At 56.3% G+C, this 24012-nt stretch carries 18 protein-coding genes and 1 pseudogene; 12 read left to right on the plus strand and 7 right to left on the minus strand.

The features are described 5' to 3' along the window. Positions 1–36: 36 nt before the first annotated feature. A pseudogene (locus ABH909_RS18715) lies at positions 37–1220 on the minus strand (MFS transporter). Further along, the gene (locus ABH909_RS18720) at positions 1217–2431 is read right to left on the minus strand and encodes a serine hydrolase domain-containing protein (RefSeq protein ID WP_429435992.1); all 1215 of its coding nucleotides are present in this window, start codon (positions 2429–2431) and stop codon (positions 1217–1219) included. The pseudogene ABH909_RS18715 and the gene ABH909_RS18720 overlap by 4 nt, the downstream one beginning before the upstream one ends. A 125-nt stretch (positions 2432–2556) precedes the next feature. On the opposite strand from ABH909_RS18720, the gene ABH909_RS18725 reads away from it, so the two are divergent. Continuing rightward, a complete protein-coding gene (locus ABH909_RS18725; protein ID WP_429435995.1) occupies positions 2557–3474 on the plus strand; it encodes a LysR family transcriptional regulator in 918 nt (305 codons plus the stop codon). An 80-nt stretch (positions 3475–3554) separates the two neighbouring features. Here ABH909_RS18725 and ABH909_RS18730 read toward each other — a convergent pair whose 3' ends face one another. Then, positions 3555–4577: an AraC family transcriptional regulator gene (locus tag ABH909_RS18730; RefSeq protein WP_429435997.1), complete on the minus strand. Its 1023-nt coding sequence runs from the start codon at positions 4575–4577 to the stop codon at positions 3555–3557. Between the two features lie 130 nt (positions 4578–4707). Here ABH909_RS18730 and ABH909_RS18735 point away from each other — a divergent pair, with 130 nt between their 5' ends. From ABH909_RS18735 to ABH909_RS18745, 3 genes are read left to right on the plus strand one after another with little or no spacing between them, the layout of a single operon-like run. Then, positions 4708–5892 carry an acetyl-CoA C-acyltransferase family protein gene (locus tag ABH909_RS18735; RefSeq protein ID WP_429436000.1) on the plus strand — a complete coding sequence of 395 codons (1185 nt, stop codon included), beginning with the start codon at positions 4708–4710 and terminating at the stop codon, positions 5890–5892. A gap of 13 nt (positions 5893–5905) precedes the next feature. Next, a complete protein-coding gene (locus ABH909_RS18740; protein ID WP_429436003.1) occupies positions 5906–6757 on the plus strand; it encodes a 3-hydroxybutyryl-CoA dehydrogenase in 852 nt (283 codons plus the stop codon). Next, on the plus strand, positions 6744–7370 hold the full coding sequence (locus ABH909_RS18745; protein ID WP_429436006.1) for a TetR/AcrR family transcriptional regulator: 627 nt from the start codon (positions 6744–6746) through the stop codon (positions 7368–7370). The genes ABH909_RS18740 and ABH909_RS18745 overlap by 14 nt, the downstream gene beginning before the upstream one ends. Before the next feature lie 134 nt (positions 7371–7504). On the opposite strand, the gene ABH909_RS18750 is transcribed toward ABH909_RS18745, so the two are convergent. From ABH909_RS18750 to ABH909_RS18760, 3 genes are all read right to left on the minus strand, one after another. Further along, positions 7505–8749: a saccharopine dehydrogenase family protein gene (locus ABH909_RS18750; RefSeq protein ID WP_429436009.1), complete on the minus strand. Its 1245-nt coding sequence runs from the start codon at positions 8747–8749 to the stop codon at positions 7505–7507. A gap of 27 nt (positions 8750–8776) precedes the next feature. Then, complete coding sequence (gene nspC, locus ABH909_RS18755; protein ID WP_429436011.1) at positions 8777–9874, minus strand: carboxynorspermidine decarboxylase; 1098 nt, start codon at positions 9872–9874, stop codon at positions 8777–8779. A gap of 608 nt (positions 9875–10482) precedes the next feature. Beyond that, positions 10483–11079, minus strand: a complete 597-nt coding sequence (locus ABH909_RS18760; protein ID WP_429439979.1) for a TetR/AcrR family transcriptional regulator — start codon at positions 11077–11079, stop codon at positions 10483–10485. A gap of 606 nt (positions 11080–11685) precedes the next feature. Here ABH909_RS18760 and ABH909_RS18765 point away from each other — a divergent pair. From ABH909_RS18765 to ABH909_RS18800, 8 genes are all read left to right on the plus strand, one after another. Beyond that, positions 11686–12699, plus strand: a complete 1014-nt coding sequence (locus ABH909_RS18765; protein ID WP_429436014.1) for an SDR family oxidoreductase — start codon at positions 11686–11688, stop codon at positions 12697–12699. An 80-nt stretch (positions 12700–12779) separates the two neighbouring features. Further along, positions 12780–14300 (plus strand): class I adenylate-forming enzyme family protein, encoded by a 1521-nt coding sequence (locus ABH909_RS18770; protein ID WP_429436016.1) that lies wholly within the window; start codon positions 12780–12782, stop codon positions 14298–14300. Then, complete coding sequence (locus tag ABH909_RS18775) at positions 14290–14901, plus strand: HAD-IB family hydrolase (RefSeq protein WP_429436019.1); 612 nt, start codon at positions 14290–14292, stop codon at positions 14899–14901. The genes ABH909_RS18770 and ABH909_RS18775 overlap by 11 nt, the downstream gene beginning before the upstream one ends. Positions 14902–14904: 3 nt before the next feature. Further along, positions 14905–16665, plus strand: coding sequence for an FAD-dependent monooxygenase (locus ABH909_RS18780; protein WP_429436022.1), 1761 nt, complete (start codon positions 14905–14907; stop codon positions 16663–16665). A gap of 115 nt (positions 16666–16780) precedes the next feature. Beyond that, a complete protein-coding gene (locus tag ABH909_RS18785; protein WP_429436024.1) occupies positions 16781–17866 on the plus strand; it encodes an acyl carrier protein in 1086 nt (361 codons plus the stop codon). An 83-nt stretch (positions 17867–17949) separates the two neighbouring features. Beyond that, positions 17950–21360, plus strand: a complete 3411-nt coding sequence (locus ABH909_RS18790; RefSeq protein ID WP_429436026.1) for a beta-ketoacyl synthase N-terminal-like domain-containing protein — start codon at positions 17950–17952, stop codon at positions 21358–21360. A 39-nt stretch (positions 21361–21399) separates the two neighbouring features. Beyond that, positions 21400–21876, plus strand: coding sequence for an SRPBCC family protein (locus ABH909_RS18795; protein ID WP_429436028.1), 477 nt, complete (start codon positions 21400–21402; stop codon positions 21874–21876). 82 nt (positions 21877–21958) lie between these two features. After that, positions 21959–22657: an outer membrane protein gene (locus ABH909_RS18800; protein ID WP_429436030.1), complete on the plus strand. Its 699-nt coding sequence runs from the start codon at positions 21959–21961 to the stop codon at positions 22655–22657. 182 nt (positions 22658–22839) lie between these two features. On the opposite strand, the gene ABH909_RS18805 is transcribed toward ABH909_RS18800, so the two are convergent. Continuing rightward, positions 22840–23937 carry a GlxA family transcriptional regulator gene (locus ABH909_RS18805; protein WP_429436032.1) on the minus strand — a complete coding sequence of 366 codons (1098 nt, stop codon included), beginning with the start codon at positions 23935–23937 and terminating at the stop codon, positions 22840–22842. Positions 23938–24012: the final 75 nt, after the last annotated feature.

Below are 24012 nucleotides of genomic sequence, written 5' to 3' on the forward strand. Positions count from 1 at the left end.
AGTGCCGACTGCCGCTACAAGATCGACAAGTTCCACTCAATCCGCGGCGATCTGCACGCCTCCCTTGCGCGTCTCGGCATTGAAAAACAGGACTTTCACCACGATGGCCAACACGGCCAGCGCGGCATATAGCAAACCGCTGTAAAGGGTGCCCTGCAAGCCCATGCGTGCCAGGAACCATCCACCCGTCGTTGAGCCAATGGTCACGCCCAGGTTGATGAACGAGATATAAATGCCGGTGGCGAATTCGGGTGCTTCCGGCGCTTCTGAGGTCAGCCATATCTGCGTGACGATCAGCCCGCTGGTATGGGTCGCGCCCCAGATCACCACGATAACCAGCATGGTCATCAAGGACGGGCCGGCGAACAGGTACAACAGCCCATAGGCACCGGCCAGCAGGATCGGCTGCAGGAGGGTTGTCCGAACCATGTTCCGTCCGATCAGCTTGCCGGCATACAGATTGCCCGCGACGCCGCCAATGCCGAAGATCACCAGCAGGATGCTGATCACCTGCGCGCTCATGCCCGCTTCCTTGGCCAGATACTCGGCTGAGTAGCTGTAGACGGAAAACATCGCGGCAAAAATCAGCGTTGAGGCGGTGATGTTCAGCCAGAGCGGGAACTTGCGCAGAATGGCCAGTTGCTCTTTATAGGAAACCCGCTGTTTGTCGGGCGCGTCCGGCAGCTTGGCAATGATCCCCAGACCGGCAATGCAGTTGACCACGGCGCAGAACAGAAACGACGCTTCATAGGAAAACTGCGCCGCGATCAGCGTCGTCAACGGCACGCCCAATACCATGCCCATGCTGGTGCCGACAAAGGCCTTGGCGGCGGCGCGGGTCGACTCCTGCGGTGGGTACAGCGAAACGGCCGCGACAAAGGCCAGGGAAAAGTACACGGGGTGAAACAACGCGGGGATGATCCGCAGCACCATCAGCGATTCAAAGTTGGGTGCGTAGGCCGATAGCACGCTGGTGCCGGCAAAAATGAACAATGCAAACGTCAGGATCTTCTTGCGATTGAAGCGCGACAGCAGCAAGACCATAACCGGGCCAAAAACCGCAATGATCAGCGCAAACAGCCCACCAACAGGCCGGCCTGGGACGCACTGATCGCGAAGCGCTCGATGATCACCGGAAGAATTCCGACCACGCCAAACTCAATGGTGTAAACGCCAAACAGACCTAGAGCGAGAAAGTAGATCGGATGGAGCATTTTCATGAGTCTGACTCCAGCGGGACCACGACTTTGTTGCGCTCACTGTTAATCGCCCCATAAACGGCGTTGCACAGGTCGACGGTAAATTGTCCGAACATGCCTTCGAAGGCGGTATTGGTGAAGGCAACGACCGTCAATTGCTCGGCCGGGTCGACAAACCAGGAGTGTCCATAGGCACCGCCCAATCGCCAGCTACCCACTGACTCGGCCGTCTGGGCGGCGGCCGGGTCCTTGAGCACGGTAAAGCCCAGACCGAAGCCGCGACCGGGCCAGTTTTCCAGTTCGAGCTCGCCGGTCTGGTTGGTGGCCATTTCTTCCACCAACGCTTCAGGCAACAACGGCGCCCCGCCTTTGCGCAGGGTTTCGAGCAACTGGAGGAACTCACCGGCACTGCCGATCAATCCCGAACCACCGGAGTTGAAAGCCTGTGGGTCGAGGGCCCGGCTCGGCTCCAGCTTGATGCCGGCGGTGCCTTCGAAAACCGGCACCACTTCCAGCTCTTTCATGCGCCGCGGCTGTGGTTGATCGTTCAGGTACGTCGGGCTCAGGCGGCTGGCGTCGGACACGCTGAAACCGATATCGCGCAAACCCAGTGGCTTGGCGATCAGCGCGTCGATTGCGGCGGCCAGCGAGGTGCCGGTGACCGCAGCAATCACGCCGCCCAAGACATCGGTCGCGATCGAATAGCCCCACGAACTGCCCGGTTTGTACAACAAGGGCACGTGGCTCAAACGACGCAGATTTCCTTCCAGCGTCAGGTTGCTGCGCTCCATGCCATCGGACACACCGGCGTCACGATAAGGACCACCCTGATCGCTTTCCAGAAAACCATACGTGAAGCCGGCGGTATGGCTCAGCAATTGACGCACCGTGATCGTCGCTGGCTGGCCGTCGCTCAGGGTCGGCTTGAAGTAAGGCAGCCAGCGGCTGATGTCGCCATCCAGGTTGAGTTTGCCCTGGCCGATCAGCGCCAGTGCCGCCACCGAAACGATTGGCTTGGATACCGAAGACAGCCGAAACAAGGCATCCCCGCGCATCGGCAACTGCGCCTCGCGGTCGGCCATCCCGGCCGCGCGCTGGTAAATCAGCTCGCCGCGGTGAGCCACCAGCACCACTGCGCCTACCAGGCGCTGATCGTGCAAGGTCTGCTCCAGCACCGCGTCGATGCGCGAACGTAGAGACTGTAACGGGCGGAGCGGTTTGTTGACTGACATTGGCGGGCCTGAATAGTTGGATGAATGACTCGATGTCAAGAGGGTAGAACGGGCCGTTGTCAGGAAACAGAGGCTACAATTCCGGGGTCAACGGACCTTTTTGTCCGCAATCAAAGGAGTGAGCGTTGGATAAGCTCAATGGCATCACGGTGTTTGTGCAGGTCGCCGAAAGCCGCAGTTTTGTTGGGGCCAGCCGTTTGCTGGGGATCTCCGCCTCGGCGGTGGGCAAGAGCATCGCGCGCATGGAAGAGAAACTCGGCGCCCGCCTGTTCCATCGCAATACCCGCAGCATCAACCTGACCAGCGAAGGCTCGTTGTTTCTGGAGCGCTGCCGCCGGGTGCTCAACGAACTGGAAGCCGCCGAGCAGGAACTCTCCAGCTTCAGTGAGACACCGCGAGGCAAACTGCGCATCAGCCTGCCGCTGCTGGGCAACGTTCTGTTCATGCAGCTCTCACGATTCATGCAGCATTATCCAGACATCCAGCTGGAACTGGACTTCACCGATCGGCTGGTGGATGTGATCGAAGAAGGTTTCGACGCCGTGGTGCGCACTGGTCAGTTGCACGACTCCCGGTTAATGGCCAGGAAACTCGATAGCTTCAGTTTCTACCTCGTCGGCGCCCCCAGTTACTTTGCCAGCCACGGCTACCCGCAAAATGTCGAGCAACTGCAGGAGCATCACTGCCTGCATTACAAACTGCCCTCCACGGGCAAACTGGAAAAATGGCCCCTGCCGGGGCTTGCCGAAGGCAGCGAGTTGAAAGTACCGGCCACGATGGTCTGCAATAATCTGGAAATGCTGATCCACATGGCCCGCCAAGGCCTGGGCATCGCCTGCGTCCCGGAGTTTGCGGTGCGCGAGGCACTGGCGGCCGGAGCGCTGGTGTCGATACTGGACGACAAAGTGCTGCGCACACTGAACATCCAGGTGGTATGGCCGTCGAGCCGTTACCTGACGCCAAAGTTACGAGCGTTTATTGACTTTGTTTGTGATGGCGCAACGGCGGGCCTGCGAAGTGGCAACGCAGCAGTAAACGGTTGAGGCGTTACAGGGCCGGTGTTCAGCGTAATGGCACGGCAGAACTGCTCGCGGGCCTGCGCATCGCGAGCAAGCGCAATTCATCAATCAATCGCCTCTGACGCCTGATACCGCGCCCGATACCGCCCCGGGCTCTCCCCTGTCCACTTTTTGAATGCGCGATGGAACGCACTCGGCTCCTGAAACCCCAACTGCTCGGCAATATCGCTGATGCTCGCCTTGCTCTGGCGCAACCGTTCAAACGCCACCGCGCGCCGCACTTCATCCTTGATTTCCTGATACGAACAGCCTTCACGTCCCAGCTTGCGGCGAAAGGTGCTGGGGCTCAGGTGCTGCTCCAGGGCGAAGGCCTGCAAGGTCGGCCATTCGCTGTAATGGCTGTGGCGCAGGCGCTGATGAACCTGCGAGGTCAGCCCATGCTGGTTGCGGAAGCGGATCACCAGCCATTGCGGTGCGGTGCGTAAAAACACTTTCAACGAAGCAAGGTCTTGAATCACTGGCAGGCGCAGGTAGTGACTGGCGAACTCGATTTCGGTGCGTTCGGTGCCAAAGGTCAGGTTGGGGCCCCAGAGCATGGCATCGTCACGCAGCGACAAACGCTGATGACGAAAGTCCGCCCGATCGATCGGAATGCGCCGCCCGCCCAGCCAGCACAACAGGCTGATCATCAACACCAGAAACGTTTCCTCGCCCAACCGGCTGACCTCGCTGTTCTGCGCGCGGGTCTGCAAGCTGATGACCGCACGCTTGCCCCGCACGCTCAACGTGCCGCGAAAATCACGCAAGAACAGGCCGAAATTGGCCAGGCACTGACGCATGGCTTTTTCCAGCGTCGGCTCCTGAATCAACGCCCGACAGATCAAGGCAAAACTGCCCGGCGGCATTCCATGAGAATCCAGCCGGAAAAATTCATCGTTCAACTCGCGAATCTGCACCAGCCACAATGCGGCGAAAGCCTTGGCCGGGACCCGTGCCGTCGGCTGGTCCATCAGTGCCGGATCAATTCCCGCCTGTTCAAGCACTGACCGCAGACGCTGCGGTTGCTCACGTAACGCATGGATCATGGGGTACATGAAGTAAACCGCCACCGAATCCGTTTCCCGCATTTGAATGCCTCTCTCGTCACATCTGAACATGGCAAAAAACGCCATCACCCTTGAACAGTTTTGGCATAGGCCAGTGGCGCTGCTGATTCTAGACTCGTGCCAACAAAAAAGACCTATTCAGAGAGCCAACATGAACCATTCCGATATTTTTGTAGTGAGCGCCGTTCGTTCTGCCATCGGCAGTTTTGGCGGTTCACTCAAGGATGTGCCGCCTATTCAGTTGGCAACCGACGTTTGCCGCGCCGCCATCGAACGTTCCGGCCTGGCACCCGAACACATCGGTCATGCGGTGATGGGCCATGTGATCCCGACCGAGGCACGCGATGCCTACATCTCCCGCGCCGTAGCGATCAATGCCGGCCTGACGAAAGAGACGCCTGCCTTCAACGTCAACCGCCTGTGCGGTTCGGGTTTGCAGGCGATTGTCAGTGCCGCGCAAAGTTTGATGCTGGGGGATGCGGGCGCTGCGCTGGCAGGCGGCGTCGAGTCCATGAGCCGAGGCGCGTACCTGTTGCCGCAAGCGCGCTGGGGCGCACGCATGGGCGACATGCAGGCCATCGACTACATGCTTGGGGTGCTGCAAGACCCGTTTGCCGGTTTCCACATGGGTATCACCGCTGAAAATATCGCCGAACACTATGGCATCACGCGTCAGGCCCAGGATGAATTGGCGCTGCTCAGCCAGCAACGTGCTGCCCAGGCAATTGCCGAAGGGCGTTTTGCCGGACAGATCGTACCGATCGAAATTGAAACCCGCAAAGGCACGGTTACGTTTGCGACGGATGAGCATGTGCGGGCCGAGGTCAACGCCGAGCAATTGAGCCGCATGAAACCCGCCTTCAAAAAGGACGGTAGCGTCACCGCCGGCAACGCGTCCGGCCTCAATGATGGTGCTGGCGCACTGATCATGGCCACGGGCCAGACTGTTCAGGAACAAGGCCTCAAGCCTATGGCTCGACTGGTGGGTTATGCCCACGCAGGCGTTGAACCGTCGATGATGGGACTGGGACCGATTCCCGCCACCCGTCTGGTGCTCAAGCGCGCCGGCCTGACTGTTGCCGACCTTGATGTGATCGAGTCCAACGAAGCCTTCGCGGCCCAAGCCTGTGCCGTAGCGCAAGAACTGGGCTTCGATCCACAGAAGGTCAACCCAAACGGTTCTGGCATCTCGCTGGGCCATCCGGTGGGCGCCACTGGCGCGATCATCGCCACCAAAGCGATTCATGAACTGCATCGCTGCCAAGGCCGATATGCCCTGGCAACCATGTGCATCGGCGGCGGCCAAGGCATCGCCGTATTGTTCGAGCGGGTTTGATAAGGACATGCGCATGAATCTTCAGAACATTGGCGTCATCGGCGCCGGCACCATGGGCAATGGCATCGCGCAAGTCTGCGCCCTGGCCGGCTTTAACGTGACCTTGATCGACATTGCTGAGAGTGCCTTGCAAAAGGCAATCGCGACCGTCGATAAAAATCTTGATCGGCAGGTCGCCAAAAACACGCTGACGCCTGAGCAAAAGCTCGCTGCCCTCGACAAGATTCGCACCAGCACCGATTACAACAGCCTGCAAAACGTGCAACTGGTGATCGAAGCCGCCACCGAAAACCTCGACCTGAAACTGCGCTTGCTGCAACAAATCGCCGCGCAGGTCAGCGCTGACTGCGTGATCGCCTCCAACACGTCGTCGCTGTCCATTACCCAGCTCGCCGCCAGTGTGAGCCAGCCTGAACGTTTCATCGGTCTTCACTTTTTCAATCCGGTGCCGGTGATGGGCCTGATCGAAGTGATTCGTGGCCTGCAAACCAGCGATGCCACCCACGCCCTGGCGCTGGACATGGCCACCGCACTCGGCAAAACCGCGATCACCGCCGGCAACCGTCCGGGCTTCGTGGTCAACCGGATTCTGGTGCCGATGATCAATGAAGCGATCCTGGTGTTTCAGGAGGGCCTGGCCAGCGTCGACGACATCGACGCCGGCATGCGCCTGGGCTGCAACCAGCCGATCGGCCCGCTGGCGTTGGCGGACCTGATTGGCCTGGACACCGTGCTGGCAATCCTTGAGGCCTTCTACGACGGCTTCAACGACAGCAAATACCGCCCCGCTCCATTGCTCAAGGAAATGGTCGCCGCCGGCTACCTGGGACGCAAAACGGGGCGTGGCTTCCATGCCTATGCCTGAGCGGTGCTCACGCTTCGCCGAATACCGGGACAAGGTGCTGGAGCTCTTTGCCAGCAAAGGTTTCGGCCAAGTCGGCATGCGTGAGCTCGCGACGTGCCTGGGGCTTTCCCCGGGCTCGCTGTATCACCATTACCCCAGCAAGCAGCACTTGCTGCTCGACCTGATCGAGGAGTTTTATGAAGAGCTGCTGGCCACTTTGGGGCGCGTCGAACAAACGGCCCCGGCAAAACGCGACAGACTCAATCAATTGATTCGCGCTCACCTGAATCTGCATCAGGAAATGCCCTGGCATTTTCGTCTCGTGGAGCGCGATAGCGGCTGCCTGAATGACGAGCAGCAGCAACGGGTCCGGCACCTGCGCGAGCAGTACGAACGCAAGTTGCTGCTGATACTGCGCATCCGCCCCCGGTTCAGTGAAGAGGGCGTGTTGGCCGCCGGTCATGTCATTGGCGCCTTGCTGAACAGTGCGCCCAGTTGGCTGACGCACTATTCGCTGGATGAACAAGAGCGCGATAGTCTGCTGGAAAACATGGTAAATGGCGCGATCGAGCGGTTACTGACGCCAGGCGATAAGCCCCGCCTCGCCAGCGTGAGCAAAAGACAGGACGTGTAACAAGCGCAAGCCCCCATGCAGTAAAGTCCCGCACCGGATGACACAACACATGACGCACAAACAAAAACGCCGCTCAAAGAGCGGCGTTTTTGCGTTTAGAGCGAAACACGAGTTTCACCTGGATTTTGCACGCCTCAGGCGTTGCAGTTCCAGGGACGGTCTCCGTTCTCATCCTTGATGCGGGTCGGCAGGCCCATCACATCCAGCGCCTTGAGGAACGGCTCGGCCGGCAGCTCCTCGACGTTAGCCATGCGTTGCACATCCCATTCGCCACGGGCGACCAACAGGGCGGCCGCCACAGGTGGCACGCCAGCGGTATAGGAAATGCCCTGGCTATCGGTTTCGGCAAAGGCCTCTTCGTGGTCGGCCACGTTGTAGATGAACACTTCGCGCGGCTGGCCATCCTTGGTGCCTTTGACCAGGTCGCCGATGCAGGTCTTGCCGGTGTAGCCGGGCGCCAGCGAGCTCGGATCAGGCAGCACGGCCTTGACCACTTTCAGCGGCACGACTTCCAGGCCTTCAGCGGTTTTGACCGGTTGCTCGGAGAGCAGGCCGAGGTTCTTGAGTACGGTGAACACATTGATGTAGTGCTCGCCAAAGCTCATCCAGAAACGCACGTTGGGCACACCGAGGTTCTTGGACAGGGAGTGCACTTCATCGTGGCCGGTCAGGTACAGGTTCTGCGCCCCTACGACTGGCAGGTCGTCGGTGCGTTTGACTTCGAACATCGTGTTGCTGGTCCACTGACTGTTCTGCCAGCTCCACACTTGTCCGGTGAATTCGCGGAAGTTGATTTCCGGATCGAAATTGGTGGCGAAATACTTGCCATGGGAACCGGCATTGACGTCGAGAATGTCGATCGAATCAATACGGTCGAAATACTGTTGTTGCGCCAGCGCTGCATAGGCGTTGACCACACCCGGGTCGAAGCCCACACCGAGGATGGCGGTGATGTTCTTCTCTTTGCATTCCTCGAGGTGCTTCCACTCGTAGTTGCCGTACCAGGGCGGCGTCTCGCAGATCTTGCCCGGTTCTTCGTGAATGGCGGTGTCCAGATAGGCCACGCCGGTATCGATGCAGGCACGCAGCACCGACATGTTGAGGAAGGCAGAACCGACGTTAATGACGATCTGCGATCCGGTTTCGCGGATCAGCGCCTTGGTCGCCTCGACATCCATAGCGTTCAGCGAGAATGCTTTGATGTCAGCGGGCTCTTTGAGGCTGCCCTTGGCCTTGACGCTGTCGATGATGGCCTGGCATTTGGAGATGTTGCGCGACGCGATAGCAATACGACCGAGTTCATCGTTGTGCTGCGCGCACTTGTGGGCCACCACCTTGGCGACACCTCCTGCACCAATGATAAGTACGTTCTTCTTCAATTTTTCTCTCTCTCCTTCACTGCCAGCTTACGAAAGGCTGGACATGTAGTCGTTGAAACCAAACTCACGAACCACCTCGACAGTACCGTCGAGTTGTTTCACTACGATGGACGGCATTTTCAGGCCGTTGAACCAGTTCTTCTTGACCATGGTGTAACCCGCCGCGTCGACGAACGACAGCCGATCACCGATGGCCAAGGGACGATCGAATTGATATTCGCCGAAAATGTCGCCAGCCAGGCAGGATTTGCCACACACCATGTAGGTGTGTTCGCCCTCGCTGGGCGCCAGCTTGGCATTCAGACGATAGATCAGCAGATCGAGCATATGCGCCTCGATGGAGCTGTCCACGACGGCCAGGTGCTTGCCATTGTAGAGCGTGTCGAGCACGGTGACTTCCAGCGAGGCGCTCTGAGTAATGGCGGCTTCGCCCGGCTCCAGATAGACCTGCACGCCGTATTTTTGCGAGAAGGCCTTGAGCCGCGCGCAGAACTCGTCGATCGCGTAGCCTTCACCGGTGAAGTGAATGCCCCCGCCCAGGCTGACCCATTCGACCTTGTGCAGCAGATGGCCAAACCGTTCTTCGATGGTGCTCAACATTTGGTCGAACAGGCCGAAGTCGGCGTTCTCGCAGTTGTTGTGGAACATGAAGCCCGAGATCTGCTCGATGACTTGCTCGATCTTCACCGGATCCCACTCACCCAGACGGCTGAACGGCCGCGCCGGATCGGCCAGCAGGTAATCCGAGCTGCTCACCTGCGGATTGACCCGCAGACCGCGCACCTTGCCTGCTGAAGCCTCGGCGTAGCGCTGCAGTTGGCCGATGGAGTTGAAGATGATCTTGTCGCAGTTGTCGAGCATCTCCTCGATCTCGTCGTCGGCCCAGGCCACGCTGTAGGCATGGGTCTCGCCAGCGAACTTCTGTCGACCGAGCTTGAGCTCGTAGAGCGACGACGACGTAGTGCCGTCCATGTATTGCTGCATCAGGTCGAACACCGACCAGGTGGCGAAGCACTTGAGTGCCAGCAGGGCCTTGGCCCCGGACTGTTCGCGCACATAAGCGATCTTCTGCATGTTCGCCAGCAGCTTTTGTTTGTCGATGAGGTAGTACGGCGTCTTGATCATTTCGAGGCCTCCGGCAAGGCCAGCCAAAAAAAGGATGCGCATTGTGCCTTCACTGGCAACTTATCGAAAGAGCAGAAAGCCCAGATCGCTGAGTCGTCCTGAACTGGATCCAGGAGCATGTTGAACGATGGGACGTCGAACATGTCGTCGGCGCTGCCTTTGCCGCGAGGTCCTTTCCATGCGTAGCAAACGGCTATTGTAGCTCTCTGAACTTTCCAGCCTCTGGATAGCTGACGGCCAGCCTTTACCTCCCTGCGGGAAAAATCTGCGCTGTGAAGGCGTTTTTTGCTTGATGATTTTGGCGAAAGCTTCGCCGAGTCCACCCATTGCGAGTGTGGCTGGGCGGTGTGTGCCGGCCTTTTCGTAGGTACCGCGTCGCAGCCAGTTGCAGTTGTAGCCAATCGGTCGCTGACCCGTGACTTCTTCGACCATGCCAGCTGCCTGGATGAGGAACTGCTTCTCTTCCTCGCGGCTCCTGCTGTGTAAGCCGATGACTCTGGGGCTCCTGACGGGAGACGCCATCGTAAGCACGCCAGGGCGGCGTACGCGTGGTGGCGCTTGGCGGACTTTGCGCCGCCGCAGCCATTATCGTATCGATGGGTGGGCTTCTATAAAGGCTCTGCTGTCTGGATAAGCGAGTTCAACACCAGCTTTATTTCAGAGGCTGGATCTTTATGTCCTTGCAGTATCAAACCTTCCGACAAAGCGGTAAAGGTCCTTGCAAGAGCGGCAGACGCCAAAGGAGGCTTCTTGCCTGCATGATTAAATATGATAGTAATCAACTTGCCCAAGGCTTCACTATTTTCCTGATGCAGGTCGTAGTAATGCTTTGAAAACTCTTCATCGCGTAAGGCAATCAGTTGCAGCTCTGCATCAAGAATTGCACAACTGGCATTATTTTTAAGCGTGTCAATATATGCATTCAACCCATGAGTCAGCTGCTCCGATGAATATCCTGAAGTGAGGGTAATACCTAAGCGTTCTATCTCAACTCCCTTGAACCTCTGAGTCAACTGCAGAAGCAAGTCTGACTTACTTGTAAAGTTTGAGAAGAAGGCCCCTTTTGAAAAGCCCGCCTCCTCGGAAATAGCATTGACACTGGCCGCATGAAAGCCTTTTCTCACCATAAGGTCAGTGGCGGCGTCGAATAACTTATCTCTTGTTACTTGCTGGCTTTCTTCTCGACCTAATCTCTTTTTGATCACACCTTCGGCTCCTTTGGCCAACATGAAAATCTATTTGTACTGGATGCAACGGACCTGCTACTCACTGCGCAAAAACCTGTTTCAACTATCACATCTTATACCAGACCCTCTTAATCATTTGGCATTTAAACTTTAACGAGTGCCATTTAAATGCCATGTACGGGGGGCTCAAGATGGCTGCACCGACGATTTTTCGCCGGTATTGCAGCGCTTTCAACTCATGAAGAAGTCTCGGTTCCAATACGCTCACGCGCGTTGGCATCCGGCCTGGCACGTGCCTCCCCTGTCGGATCGAGTCAGAGCGAGATGTCTTGTGACGCCTTCCAGAGACAGGCGACGGGTGGCGGAAATGCGCCTTGCGATGACATTGATCCGGTCAATCCAGGTGAATGCAAGCTGCCGACGACACTCTAAACCGCTGGATTTTTGTGTTTTAGAGCGGATTTAAGAGTGTCGACCTCTCAGCGGCCATGAAATACCGCTTGATTTTCAGATACCGAATGGTTTTTACTTGCCGCCGTTGATGGAACCAACGCCTGATCAAAGCATCGAGCCCGGGGACATTGATCTCAATGCAAGCAGGTACCTCACAGGAGCTGGATTTTAATGGAATATGCCTTTGTTACAGGCGCTACAGGCCTGCTCGGCAACAATGTGGTTCGTGCGCTTTTAAAGCGAAAAATCAAAGTAAAAGCGCTGGTCCGTTCCGTCGAAAAAGCCAAAAAGCAGTTCGGCAATCTGCCTGTCGAATTTGTCGAAGGCGACATGCTCAATGTCGATGTCTTCAGCCATGCCTTGCAGGGCTGTGATGCCTTGTTCCATACAGCCGCCTATTTCCGCGATAGTTACAAAGGCGGAAAACATTGGCAGAAACTTTATGACACCAATGTGACCGGAACCGAGCGACTACTGCAAGCCGCTTATGCCGCAGGCATTCGTCGTGCCGTGCATACTTCATCCATTGCCGTGTTGAAGGGCAACAAAGATCAAGTGATCGATGAAACAATGTCTCGCAGTGAATCGGAGGCTGACGATTATTACTTGAGTAAAATAATGTCAGAACAGAAAGTTCAGGAATTTCTGTTGCGGCACCCGGATATGTTCATCGCCATGGTATTGCCAGGCTGGATGTTTGGTCCTGGGGACATCGGTCCGACCTCATCAGGACAGTTCCTGCTCGACTTTGTCGGAAAAAAATTGCCCGGCGTACTGCCTGGAAGTTTTTCCGTTGTCGATGCCAGGGATGTGGCGGAGCATCAACTCGCGGCAATCACACGCGGCAGATCCGGCGAACGTTATCTGGCAGCCGGCAATCACATGGACATGAAAAGCATTTTCGAGGCGCTCTCGAGTGTCAGCGGCGTAAAAGCGCCGGAGCGCAAAGTCCCCCTCTTCATGCTGCGTATAATTGCCTTGATATATGAAGGTTATTACCGAGTTACGAAAAAGCCGGTACTCATCAGCACATCCACCGTCAAGCTCATGGAGCAAGAACAAGGGCGTACACATTTCAGTCACAACAAAAGCCTGACGGAGTTGGAGTGCAAGTTCCGCCCCGTAGCCGAAACATTAACCGATACCCTGGACTGGTATCGGAAAAACAACTATATCGACGTCTAATTGAAACAATTTATATGTAGCCTGCCTCTGTAGTACTTTATTGTCTAACCATATATTCAAGGATTGAGAGAGGTTGGTAAATGAAAAGCCTTTCATATAAAGAAGGTTTTCTGCATCGGTTCGTCGGTTTTTCAGAGACGTTCCCTGACCATATTGCTATCAAGAATCTGGACACGGAAGAAGATACCGTCACTTACCGAGAGTTGCGAATAAAAGCTGAAGAGTGCAATGGCGCCCTCAAAGCATTAGATGTATTGCCGGGCGACAAAGTAGCGCTTGTTCTACCCAATGGGGTGGAGTTCATTGCTTACTATTTGGCGATCATCGGGCGCGGTGCGGTTCCGGTCATTCTCAACTACAAACTTACGCCATTCGAAATGAACAGCGTCATCAGCATCGCCAGACCGATAGTGGTCGTGACGACCGAAACGCTATTGGAGCAGCATAGCGAGACATTTCAGCCTGCGTACGGCGTTCGGCACTCCTTGGTGTTGAACGCCGGAAACGAGCCGTCATCGCCCCTGCCCGGCAACACAACGGCGGATTCTCAGCTTCCCCGACAAACCGAGTCCTTGTTATTGCCCGAAGGTAATCCGATTGTCTCGGTACAGTTCACCTATCGGGGTATCGGCAAACCTCTGGCCGTTGCTCACCGCTACCTTGATCTGACGCAATCGAGTGATGGGCTGCATGAGCAGTTTCATCTTCAAGGCGTCGGATCCGTTCATCTGGTGACGCTGCCGCTGTACGCGATCTTCGGACTGTCCGTGATGATGGTTTTCCCCTTGAGCGTGGGTGCCACCCTATTAATGACTAACACCCTGCTCAATAGGGATCTGGCAGAAGTCCTGTCCCAGCATAAGGTTACTTTTGCCTGTCTGGTGCCTGACGTCATTCGCTACTTCAATACACGACTGGCCAAACGCAAAGGCGCGCTTTTGCCGATGCACCCACAACTGATGATTTACTCGGGTGGCAGCCATCTACCGGCAGACGAAGCCGAGAAGCTGGGAAGGCTGCTGGGGTGCAATCCGGTGCTGCAAGGCTATGGATTGACCGAGAGCATGCCGGTGATTGTCCAGAGCTCGATTGGCAAGGTCCATCGCGGCGCCATGGGCCAACCGATCAGGGGCGTGGAACTACGGGTCGTCGATGCCGAAGGGCGGGATGTCGCACCTGGACGTATTGGTGAACTGCTGATTCGCAGCTCGATGGTGATTGACGGCTATATCGATGCAGAGGACGCCAATGCCCGGTTCTTCCGTGATGGTTGGCTACACACGGGTGATCTGGTCTGGCAGGACGATGATGGACATGTGTTCTTCTATTGCCAACGCCTGCGAATCTCGAAGATCAAAGCGCAAATGGTCGACCTGACTGAAATCGAATCCATTGCCCTGAAGCATCCAGACGTGGTGCGCGCGAAAGCTTATATCGTCCCGGACAACAAGGAGGTCAACGTACTGCACCTGTGCGTTGAGGGGAGCGACGACCTGACCCAGAGCGCTATCTCTACCCTGCTCTCGCGCTACCTCTCAGGCTTCAAGTTGCCCAAAACTATCGAGATCATCTCTCTCAAGGAAGAGATTCATGCAAGCTAATGGCACACAACCGGTACTGGCCGTTTTTGACTTTGACGGCACATTGACCGACAGGCATACGTTTTGGCGCTACATGCGTTTTATCGTGGGAACCAAATCGTTCTGGCTCAGGATCATTCCCCTGCTGCCCAAGATGCTCAGTGTAATCCTTGGCATCACACCGTTGATGCAAGCCCGACTGGCATTCATTGCCTGTTATCTGGGCGGTCTGTCCGTTGAGCAAGAGCGCGAGCATGCCAGGTATTTCATCAGCGAGCAGCTACCGCTCTGGCTCAGGCCCGAGGCCCTGCGCCGGCTGAAATGGCATCAGTCCATGGGGCATGTCACCGCGCTGGTCAGTAACTCGCCGGAAAACTACCTGATTCCCTGGGGCCAGGCAGCGGGTTTTGACTATGTCTGCGGTACCCGCCTGGCAACTTCGAGGAACAAACTGACCGGCGGGATATCAGGTACCAACTGTGTTGAGAGAGAAAAGGTCACACGGCTCAGAGGCTGTCTGAGCAACCTTGATGACTTTTACATTTATGCCTACGGAGATTCATCAGGTGACGATGCCCTGCTCGACATCGCCAACTCTCCCTTCTATAGAAACTGGTACTGACAGATGAACACTCTGAGCACTTTGGCCCCAAAGCACTTCAGGCAAGCCGGTAATACCCCGACAGTAATGATCGTAGGCGCCGGCCCTATTGGCCTGTCCCTGGCAATCATGCTGAAAAAGTGGGGCGTCTCTTTTCGTATTATTGAAAAGAATGCCGGCCCCTCGACCGCTACCAAGGCGATGGCCATCCATTCCAGAACCCTGGAAATTTTTCGGGATCTGGGAATTGCCGATCAAGCCATCAGCGACGGTTTCACTATCAACCAGTTTTCGGTGCAATCGAACGCCAAACGGGTACTGAACTACAACTTCTCCTACCTGGACGCCACCTATCCCCTGCTCCTCAGCCTGCCACAGCCGCAGACAGAGAAAATTCTGCTTGAGCGACTGAACAAGTTGGGGGCAGATGTTGAGTGGAATACCGAGCTGGTCGATATAAAGAATCAGCCGGGATCAGTGCAGATGACACTTCATCATGCGGATGGCAGCGACGAATCAATTTCCAGTCGTTGGGTGGTCGCGTGCGACGGTGCTCGCAGCAACATTAGAAAACGTCTTGATATGACCTTCGAAGGATCATCCTACGACCGCTTCTTCATGCTCGCCGATGCCGATATCGAGTGGTCTGGAAGTAAAGACGAAGGCGCTTTCTTCCTGGGTGCACAAGACGGTTATGTGGCGGTCGCGCCGATCAGCGCCCAATCCCGTTATCGACTCTTCATCGAGATGCCCTACAACCTGCCGCCAGAAGGTGAGCGCCCTTCCTTGAGCCTGGAGAACTTTCAACGGCTGTGTGAAGGACGCGGGCAAAAGATGACGCTATCCAATATTTCATCGACCACCATCGCCTCTTTTCAACATCGCCGCGTGCAGTCACTGCAGCAAGGCTCGATGTTTCTGGTGGGCGACTCGGCTCATATCGGCAGCCCGATCGGCGGCCAATGGATGAACCTGGGGGTTTCCGAGGCCTATAACCTGGCGTGGAAAATGGCCTATGTCGATCAGGGCCTGGCAGATCCATCGTTGCTGGACAGCTACAACGAAGAACGCTACCCGGTGGCCCTGGAAGTCGAGAACACGGCACACCGACTGACCGGACTGATTACCGTCAAGCATCGCGCCCTCGTTTGGCTGCGCGACAATGTTCTGCCACTGATAAGCAACAGGCGCAAGGTTCAGCGCAAACTGCCCTCGATGATTTCCGGTCATCAGTACCACTATGGCAAGAGTGATTACATTCAAGAATCACTGACGAAAAAGCAGCGCATGAATTGGGACAGAAAAGGCAAGAAACCTGAGTTCCAGACATCTGTGCCTCGCGCAGGTCAACTGGCTCCCGATGTTGAGTTGTGGCAACTGCAGGGTACGCCGCCAAAGCGCTTGATCGACTTGTTCCACGGAACGTTCACGCTGTTGATTTTTAGCGCCGCCGATCAGTTTTCCCCTTTGTTACCGGGCTATTACTCGCTGGCCGAGTCGGTGGAGAAGGACTACCCAGGCATCAAGGCTTATTGTGTTATTGATGCCCTGAGCAGCGCCGAACCGCCTTCCTGGCACTCGACGTTGCTGGACCCCGATTGGCGGCTGCACAAGCGCTACCATGCCAAAGAGGGCACGTTGATGCTGATTCGTCCTGACGGCTACATCGCTTTCCAGGGAGCCGATGCAATAACGCTCTTCACTTATCTGAACGTAAGATCCGGGCTGCTCAAGGGAGTCAGAAAAACAGCTTCCGAGATCGACGCAGTGGAACTCCAATTTTAAGTCTCTATATGGCTACTGCCAGTTTGCTTCATTGATTTACACAAGCCCCCCTGGGCCAAGACTTTTTATTTATTGTTTATAGAAAACATATACCGACTTTAGTTAGGAGAACCTCATGCGCTTCCAACTCAACGATGTGGTGCAGGAATTCATCGTGTCCAATGGAAAAATAGCCAACAGCTATTTCTCTCTTTCAGAAAAGATCATTGATTCACTGTGCGAATCCAATATCGCAAAAGAATCAATATTGATGCGTTTGCTGGAGCAGGCTGAATCCGTCACTGCGCATTATTTCAATGCTCATCAACAAGTTCTCGAGGGCGTTTATACCCATGGAATTGAAGCTCCCGTCAATAAAAGCCTTCCGATGCTGGAGCCCGTACACTCGAACTCGGTAACCCTGGCATCGGCTCCCATCGTTGAACAAACGCCCGCACTCACCTACGGGCAATGGTTGCGCACCGAAATAAGTTCGGTCACAGGATTCAAAGAAGAACAAATCGACTTCGATCAAAGTTTCGAGAGTCTGGGCATCGACTCTCTCGGGCTGGTCGATATTTCCGAATCCCTGGCCCAACACTTCCCGGAAAAGAAAGAGCTCACATCACTGCTCTTTGATGCCCCCACTCCTACCGCCTTGCTGGCGCGCCTTGAAGCCGAGCCGCAGGCGCCTGCCGTGGATATAGAAGCATCGGTACTTGAACAACTGGCGAATATCACCGGTTTTACGGTTGACCAGATCGACCAAAAACAAAGCTATGAAAGCCTGGGCCTGGACTCTCTCGTGCAGCTGGACTTCCTGGAGTCCGTCGTCGCACTGTGGCCGCAACTCAAGGCCAACAGTACTGAGCTGGCCAACGCCAGGTATCCGCAGGCAACAATCGCCCTGATTAAAGCCGCCCTGGCCGCCCCCGAGTCGACATCAACACCCGCTACCGACGTGCAATCACCTGCTACAACGGACACCCAAGGACAGGTAAACAACCTGCTTTTCAACTCCCTGTCCCCCCTGATCCCGGACGCGCCACAGTCGTTCGATATTGAGACGCCCTTTGCACAGTTGGGGCTCAACGGTTTTGCCCGAGAAGCACTCTGCCAATCAATGGCTCAACAGTGCTCTGCCAGCGAGTTTGCCGGTGAAGCGCTGATGTCGCGTCGTACGCCGCAGGACGCCTTGTCACTTCTGGCAAGACTGAGCTGAAGCACTGAGCCGCTGTAAAAAATGGCATGGAATCCGGGTGATCGGACAGATCACCCAGCATTTTGGCAATCAGGAGACAGGGTATGAATGGCGCGGTAACAACAGAGGGCGACTTTTGCTTCAGCGCAATGGCTGGCGAGTTTCCCGGGGCACCGTCAACGGATGCGCTATGGCACTTGCTGTCGCAACGACAGATAGCGCCTATCAATTCGATGCTGACACGCTGGGAACTGGATAAGGCGGCAATTTTTTCAGCAAAGGCAGGAGAAAAGGATCGCGTTTACCTGGACAGTGCTTTTTGCCTGACCGATGACGTATCAACCCCTTCACGGCATGAAGGACGGCAGGTCGCCATCGGTAAGAAAGTACTGCAGACGCTCCTCACCCAACTTGCCGGACAAGGCTCGCCACTGATCAAGGAACGCACCGCATTGGTGGTCGCGACGTCTTGGAGTGACGAGAGTTATTTCGTCACAGGAATGTCCGGAAAGACCGATGCACCAAAGGGCTACACGCCGGGTGAACAAGTGGCTGAACTGGCTGCGGCTTTTGCCTTCGGTGGCCCGGCGTTATCGGTAGACACTGCCTGTAGTTCGTTTCCCTATGCAATCGATATGGCTCAGGCCCTGGTCAATAGCGGGCAGGCGGATAACGCGATTGTCATGGCGCTGAACACTGTGCTGCCACCGGCGCTGTTTCTGGGGTTCTCGCAGTTGACCGCCTTTTCCTCCCGGGCCCAAATGCAGGCGTTCGGCCAGGACGCTGACGGCATTGTGCCGGGCGAATGTGCGGTCGCCTTTCTGGTCGAACCCGTATCGCAGGCCCTGATTGCGCAGCGTCGTCCCCTAGGTGTTTTACGGGCATTGGGAATGTCCGCCGATGGCGCCGAAGGTTCAGTGTTTGCGCCTGGCAAACAGGCCCAGTACACGGCTTACCAGCGTGCCTATATCGGTCTTGATCCTAACGACGTGGACTACATCGAAACCCATGGCACCGGTACTCCGTTGGGTGATGCGACAGAGCTGGACTCGCTGAACAGCTTCTTTGCCCCCCACTGCACAGATGGCAAGAAAATTACCATCGGTTCGATCAAGTCCGTCATTGGCCACCCACTGGCCGCCGCCGGAGGTGCTTCGCTCGCCAAGGCGCTGATGATCTTGCGTCACAAAGGGATTCCACCTCAGCCCGACTACCGACCCAGCGCAAAAGTCGACGAGACCAGCTTGCAGCTGGCAACAAAGCAGATACAGCCGCTCGCGGATCGTCAGTCGGCGATCCGGATCGGCATCTCCAGCTTTGGTTTTGGCGGCGCCAATGCGCATCTGGTGGTGGATGAATATATTCCCGATAACCGCCCTGCCGTCCACTTGGCCAACCCCGGCGTGTTAATGCTGGACCTTGCGATTGTCGAGGCTGAAGCAGCGATCGGCAGTCACTGCTCACTACAGTCATTCAAGCAACAGCTCGATCGGCCAGCAGCGTCACCAGTCAGTTTCCCTTATGGGCGTTTCGTTGATTACACCCCTGCTCCAGGTCAGCCGTTACTGGGCCAATTCCTGGCGCAGGATCGCGTCATTGATATCGACGGTTTCGGCATGGGCCCCAAACCTCTGGCGCATGTAGATCCGTTCAAGCTGTTGATCACCGATCGCGTCAACCATTTACTGCGACGCCTGCCAGGTGTGGCCGGCTCGCCCGGCACTGCGATGGTCATGTGCTGCAACATGGGTGGGGAACGCTTCAGCAATGCTTACAGCAGCGCTCACAACTTCTACTCCCAGGCTCAAGGCACGCCACCGGGCGTGGAGGTAGCGGACGTGGCGACCATGTTGCCGAACATGTTGTCCGGCTACCCGGCGCAGATTTTTGACTTCAAGGGATTTCATCAAACACTGGTCGGCACCCCGGGTTTGTTCTGGCAAACCTTGCTGGCATCGCAGCAATGGTTCAAGAAGGGCGTAACAACGCTCTTGCTCGGTGCAGGGCGCTTTATCAGCGGTGAAATCGAGATCGAACGCGCCCGACACTCAGCGACGGTGCAAGGTGAAGGACTGGGGCTGATTGCACTGCGTCCTTATCAACCAGACGCCAGCGACAAACCTTTACTGGTGATCCGCGCGGCGGTCCTCGCCCATGCTGCGAACTCGCTGGAAGAGGCTTGCCAACTGCTGGGTAAAGAGCGGAGTCAATACCAGAACGTTGAAGTCTGCGAGCTGCAACCTGACGCGACTCATGCAAACGGATCACTGCAAGAGATTACCGGCTTCCTGGCTGAAGCCAGTGGCATCGAAACCCTCTTGGCGGTGATATTGAGTGCATCGGTTCGCACGGTGATCGAGGTTCGCGAAGCCGGCAAGGCCGTGATGTGGTTGTTTACTGAAAAGCTTCAGGAATGGAGCCCGGTGGCTGAACCCGCTCCTGCCATCAAGCATCCCTTTACATTGCGCTTTGCTCACTCGGCATCCCACGAACTGCAGCAGGTCATCCCGCCTGCCCGCCCTGTCAGCCTTGTACGCGAGCCGCAAAACGACGGCGTCGACGTGCTGCAACTCAGCGATATGCTGACCAACACCCTGCTCTCAGGGCTGCGTGTCAGGGTTCGCGCCATGGAGGGCATTTTCGCCCTGCATCGCGGAGCTGAAGTCCAGCGCCCGGCGCACTGGCAACGTAACCCGCAAAACATCGTGATCGCCAACGTCCAGCGCGGCCCTCAGTCACTGCACGCCCAACTCGTGGTGAATGAAGCGCACCCTTACTTCTTCGATCACCCTCTTGATCACATCCCCGGCATTTTACTGCTTGAGGGCGTGTTGCAACTGATTGAACTTGCCCTGCCCCCACTGAGCGGGCGAGTCGCCTATGTCAAAACCCTGAGTATCAAATTCCAGCAGTACGTACAAAAGCAGGGCGTGATTGATCTGCATCTGGAACAAGACAAAGACCCCCATGTATTCCATGCAAAGGTCATGCAAGGCGGAAAACTGATGTGCACCTGCATCCTTGGGATGACCTACAGCTCAGCGTTCGAGACATTGCCCGCTGGCGAGTTCAGGGCCACTCGCTGCCGCGACAAGGCCTTGCTGCATAAGGCCCGAGAAGAAAACGTCATCGTCAGTGACATGAGCACATTCGCTCAGGGCTTGAGCGTGGACACACTCAAGCTGCCGGATGATCACTTCTTCCAGGAGGGCGACCCCGAGCACTATTCGATGGTGTATTTCCTCGAAGTTGCCCGCCAGTGCTACATGCAGATAGCCCACACCTATCTGCGGATTCCACTCAATACCCCAATGAACCTGCTGGCTTTGAGTTTCACCCTGGATCGACCAATCCCCAGAAATAGTCCGCTGTCATTGGCACCGCAAGCCGGTTTTGACGCGCAGCAGCCATTCAAAACCAACCGCATCTATATCGACCTGTTCAACCGGGGAGAAAAAATCGGTCAAGCCAGTATTACAGCTCAAGTGCTGAGTCAATCCGCACCCGCAGCCTGAGGCAATGGCATGACCGTCCCCCACAACCAAGGTGTCGCCGTGAACGATGTCAAAGTGCAAGTCATAGTCAAATCGCCGCCTTCTGAAATATGGAAGATCTGGAGCAATTTTTCGGAAGCGCCGTTATGGGATACCGACGTTCGCCAGTGTGAACTCAATGGCCCGTTTCAATCTGGAACGAAAGGCAAATGCATTCTCAAGAATGGACTGAACATGCCGCTGAAACTGGAAGCAGTAAGCATGCATGAAAGCTATCGGAACACGGCAAGACTGCTTTGGATCGACCTTGAGTTCGATCATCAGATGCGCAGGCTTTCCCCGGATGAAACCCATGTCATCCATAGCGCGAAGATCTCTGGCCCGTTAAGTTTTTTGTACCGCGGGCTGCTGCGCAAAATGCTGACCGCGGCAATGACCACAGCACTGCGCAACCTGTGCACTTTGGCTGAACAACGAGCGAAAGCCATAAGTACTCCAGGGCTGAAAAAACCTGGAGCGCATTTGCACCGTGTATGAAATATCCCGGGAGCGAGCGTGATGGACGGTCGCTCCCGAACCCCTCGCTTACTTATCGATAACGGCACACTTCGGACCGAGCATGAACCTACTAAAAAAACCTCAGTATCTCGTGATGGGCGTCATTGGCATGGGCTTTATCACCCCGGCGTCCAGTTCCGCCGAGACGCTCGGCCCCTACATCAGTGTCATGGGCGGCGTGAACTGGGTTGCTGCGCAGGACCTCAACCAGAACGACCTCGATTTTGTCGAGATGGAGTTCAATCAACCGTTGCACTCCGGCTACGCCACCGGACTGGCATTGGGCTGGCGATTCCCCATCGGGCTCAGACCTGAAGTGGAACTCAGCTACCGCAAAAACACCCTGACCCAGTTCAATAACCGGGTCTACGAAGGCGGTGGGAGCATAGACGGCAAAGGCGAAGAGGAAGCTACCACCCTGATGGCCAACCTCTGGTACGACGTCTTGAACCTGCCAGCCCCCTTCAGTCGGTTCACTCCCTATATTGGCGGCGGCCTTGGTTACACAACCCTAACGGTCAGCGGCCTGGAAGCCGGTGGCGTCCAGTTCGGCGGCACTCATCGCGACACTGTACCGGCCTATCAACTCGGAGCTGGGGTAGGTTACGAGCTCACCGAGCAATGGACCATGTCCCTGGATTATCGATACCTCAAGACTCGCGATGCGCACTTCGGTGACATTCAGGGCCTGCCCCAAGGCGATGTACGCTCTGACTACAGCGCCCAGTCATTAATGCTCGGCCTGCATTATTGGTTCTAAGCGGGGAACTCCTCGATAGGCGTAGTTTCACCTATCGAGGAGTCCGAGGGGATACCTCAGCGACGTCCCAGGGTTGCGGCAAGATGTAAGTGGGAAAGCGGCTGGCCAGGGCGATCCAGATCAACAGTTGGAATGGCAATGACGCTGATTATTTGGAGTAATGAGTTTATCAACCGGATTGTTCAGGGCTTCAAAATTTTGATACTGGCGAACGTTGATTCATCACGGGCCTGATCCAGCAAACTCATCGGCCTTGCCAGTGGCAATGCCTGTACAACCGGCCTTGATGTCGCTTGCGGTTGCGTTTGCGTTTGCGCCGCCAAGCGCTCATCGCTGGGTGGGATGCCAAAGCACTCGCGATAGCACTTTGAGAAATGAGGGGTGGACACAAAGCCGCACACCACCGACAACTCTACTATCGAAATCGGCGTTTGCTTGAGTAACTGACGAGCGCGGATCAGACGCAACTTGAGGTAGTAGCGTGAGGGTGAGGAATGCAGGTATTTCTGGAATAACCGCTCCAGCTGTCGACGGGACAAACTGACATAATTCGCCAGTTCATCAAGGTCGATCGGCTCTTCCAGGTTGGCCTCCATCAAGGCGACGATTTCCTGCAACTTCGGTTGGTGGGTACCCAGCATGTGTTTAAGGGGCACGCGTTGGTGATCCTGTTCGTTGCGGATTCGCTCGTAGACGAACATGTCGGAGATGGCCGCTGATAGTTCATGACCATGATCGCGACTGATCAGGTGCAGCATCATGTCCATTGGCGCGGTGCCACCGGAGCTGGTGAAGCGGTCTCGGTCAAGGGTGAATAGACTGGAGCTGAGGTTCACTCGCGGAAAAGCTTCCTGCATGGCCGCCAGAAACTCCCAGTGCACGCTGCAATCGAAGCCATCGAGCAAGCCTGCCTGGGCCAAGGCCCAACTCCCTGTGCACACGCCCCCTATCCGCTTTGCGCGCCGCGCCTGGGCTCGCAACCAGGTAATGTGCGCATGGGTCACCGCGCTTTGAATGCCAATGCCGCCGCAGACGATCACGGTATCCAGTATCGGTGCGTTATTGATCGCCGCATCCGGGGTGATCGGCATGCCATCGCTCGCCCATACCCGCTCGCCCCCCAAACTGAAGGTGTGCCAGCGGTACAGCTCTTGTCCGGTCAGCTGATTGGCCATTCGCAGAGGCTCTATGGCAGATGCCAAAGAGATCAGCGTGAACTGGTCCAGCAGCAAGAAACCAATGGTTTGCAGAGGAACGGCCTTGGAGGTGTTGTATGCCATCGATGTTTTTTCTCGCAGTGAGCGGTAATGGCCCGTGGCGCTGGCGGCGTTAACCGCCCCGCCACTGCTGGCACA

The organism is Pseudomonas sp. BS3782 TE3695, from assembly GCF_050435305.1.
Taxonomy (GTDB): domain Bacteria; phylum Pseudomonadota; class Gammaproteobacteria; order Pseudomonadales; family Pseudomonadaceae; genus Aquipseudomonas.

What these genes read in the sequence shown, in the direction of transcription:
- ABH909_RS18720 (WP_429435992.1), bottom strand. Translation starts at nt 2,431, where the DNA reads ATGTCAGTCAACAAACCGCTCCGCCCGTTACAGTCTCTACGTTCGCGC.
- ABH909_RS18730 (WP_429435997.1), bottom strand. Translation starts at nt 4,577, where the DNA reads ATGCGGGAAACGGATTCGGTGGCGGTTTACTTCATGTACCCCATGATC.
- ABH909_RS18735 (WP_429436000.1), top strand. Translation starts at nt 4,708, where the DNA reads ATGAACCATTCCGATATTTTTGTAGTGAGCGCCGTTCGTTCTGCCATC.
- ABH909_RS18740 (WP_429436003.1), top strand. Translation starts at nt 5,906, where the DNA reads ATGAATCTTCAGAACATTGGCGTCATCGGCGCCGGCACCATGGGCAAT.
- ABH909_RS18745 (WP_429436006.1), top strand. Translation starts at nt 6,744, where the DNA reads ATGCCTATGCCTGAGCGGTGCTCACGCTTCGCCGAATACCGGGACAAG.
- nspC (WP_429436011.1), bottom strand. Translation starts at nt 9,874, where the DNA reads ATGATCAAGACGCCGTACTACCTCATCGACAAACAAAAGCTGCTGGCG.
- ABH909_RS18765 (WP_429436014.1), top strand. Translation starts at nt 11,686, where the DNA reads ATGGAATATGCCTTTGTTACAGGCGCTACAGGCCTGCTCGGCAACAAT.
- ABH909_RS18770 (WP_429436016.1), top strand. Translation starts at nt 12,780, where the DNA reads ATGAAAAGCCTTTCATATAAAGAAGGTTTTCTGCATCGGTTCGTCGGT.
- ABH909_RS18775 (WP_429436019.1), top strand. Translation starts at nt 14,290, where the DNA reads ATGCAAGCTAATGGCACACAACCGGTACTGGCCGTTTTTGACTTTGAC.
- ABH909_RS18780 (WP_429436022.1), top strand. Translation starts at nt 14,905, where the DNA reads ATGAACACTCTGAGCACTTTGGCCCCAAAGCACTTCAGGCAAGCCGGT.
- ABH909_RS18785 (WP_429436024.1), top strand. Translation starts at nt 16,781, where the DNA reads ATGCGCTTCCAACTCAACGATGTGGTGCAGGAATTCATCGTGTCCAAT.
- ABH909_RS18790 (WP_429436026.1), top strand. Translation starts at nt 17,950, where the DNA reads ATGAATGGCGCGGTAACAACAGAGGGCGACTTTTGCTTCAGCGCAATG.
- ABH909_RS18800 (WP_429436030.1), top strand. Translation starts at nt 21,959, where the DNA reads ATGAACCTACTAAAAAAACCTCAGTATCTCGTGATGGGCGTCATTGGC.
- ABH909_RS18805 (WP_429436032.1), bottom strand. Translation starts at nt 23,937, where the DNA reads ATGGCATACAACACCTCCAAGGCCGTTCCTCTGCAAACCATTGGTTTC.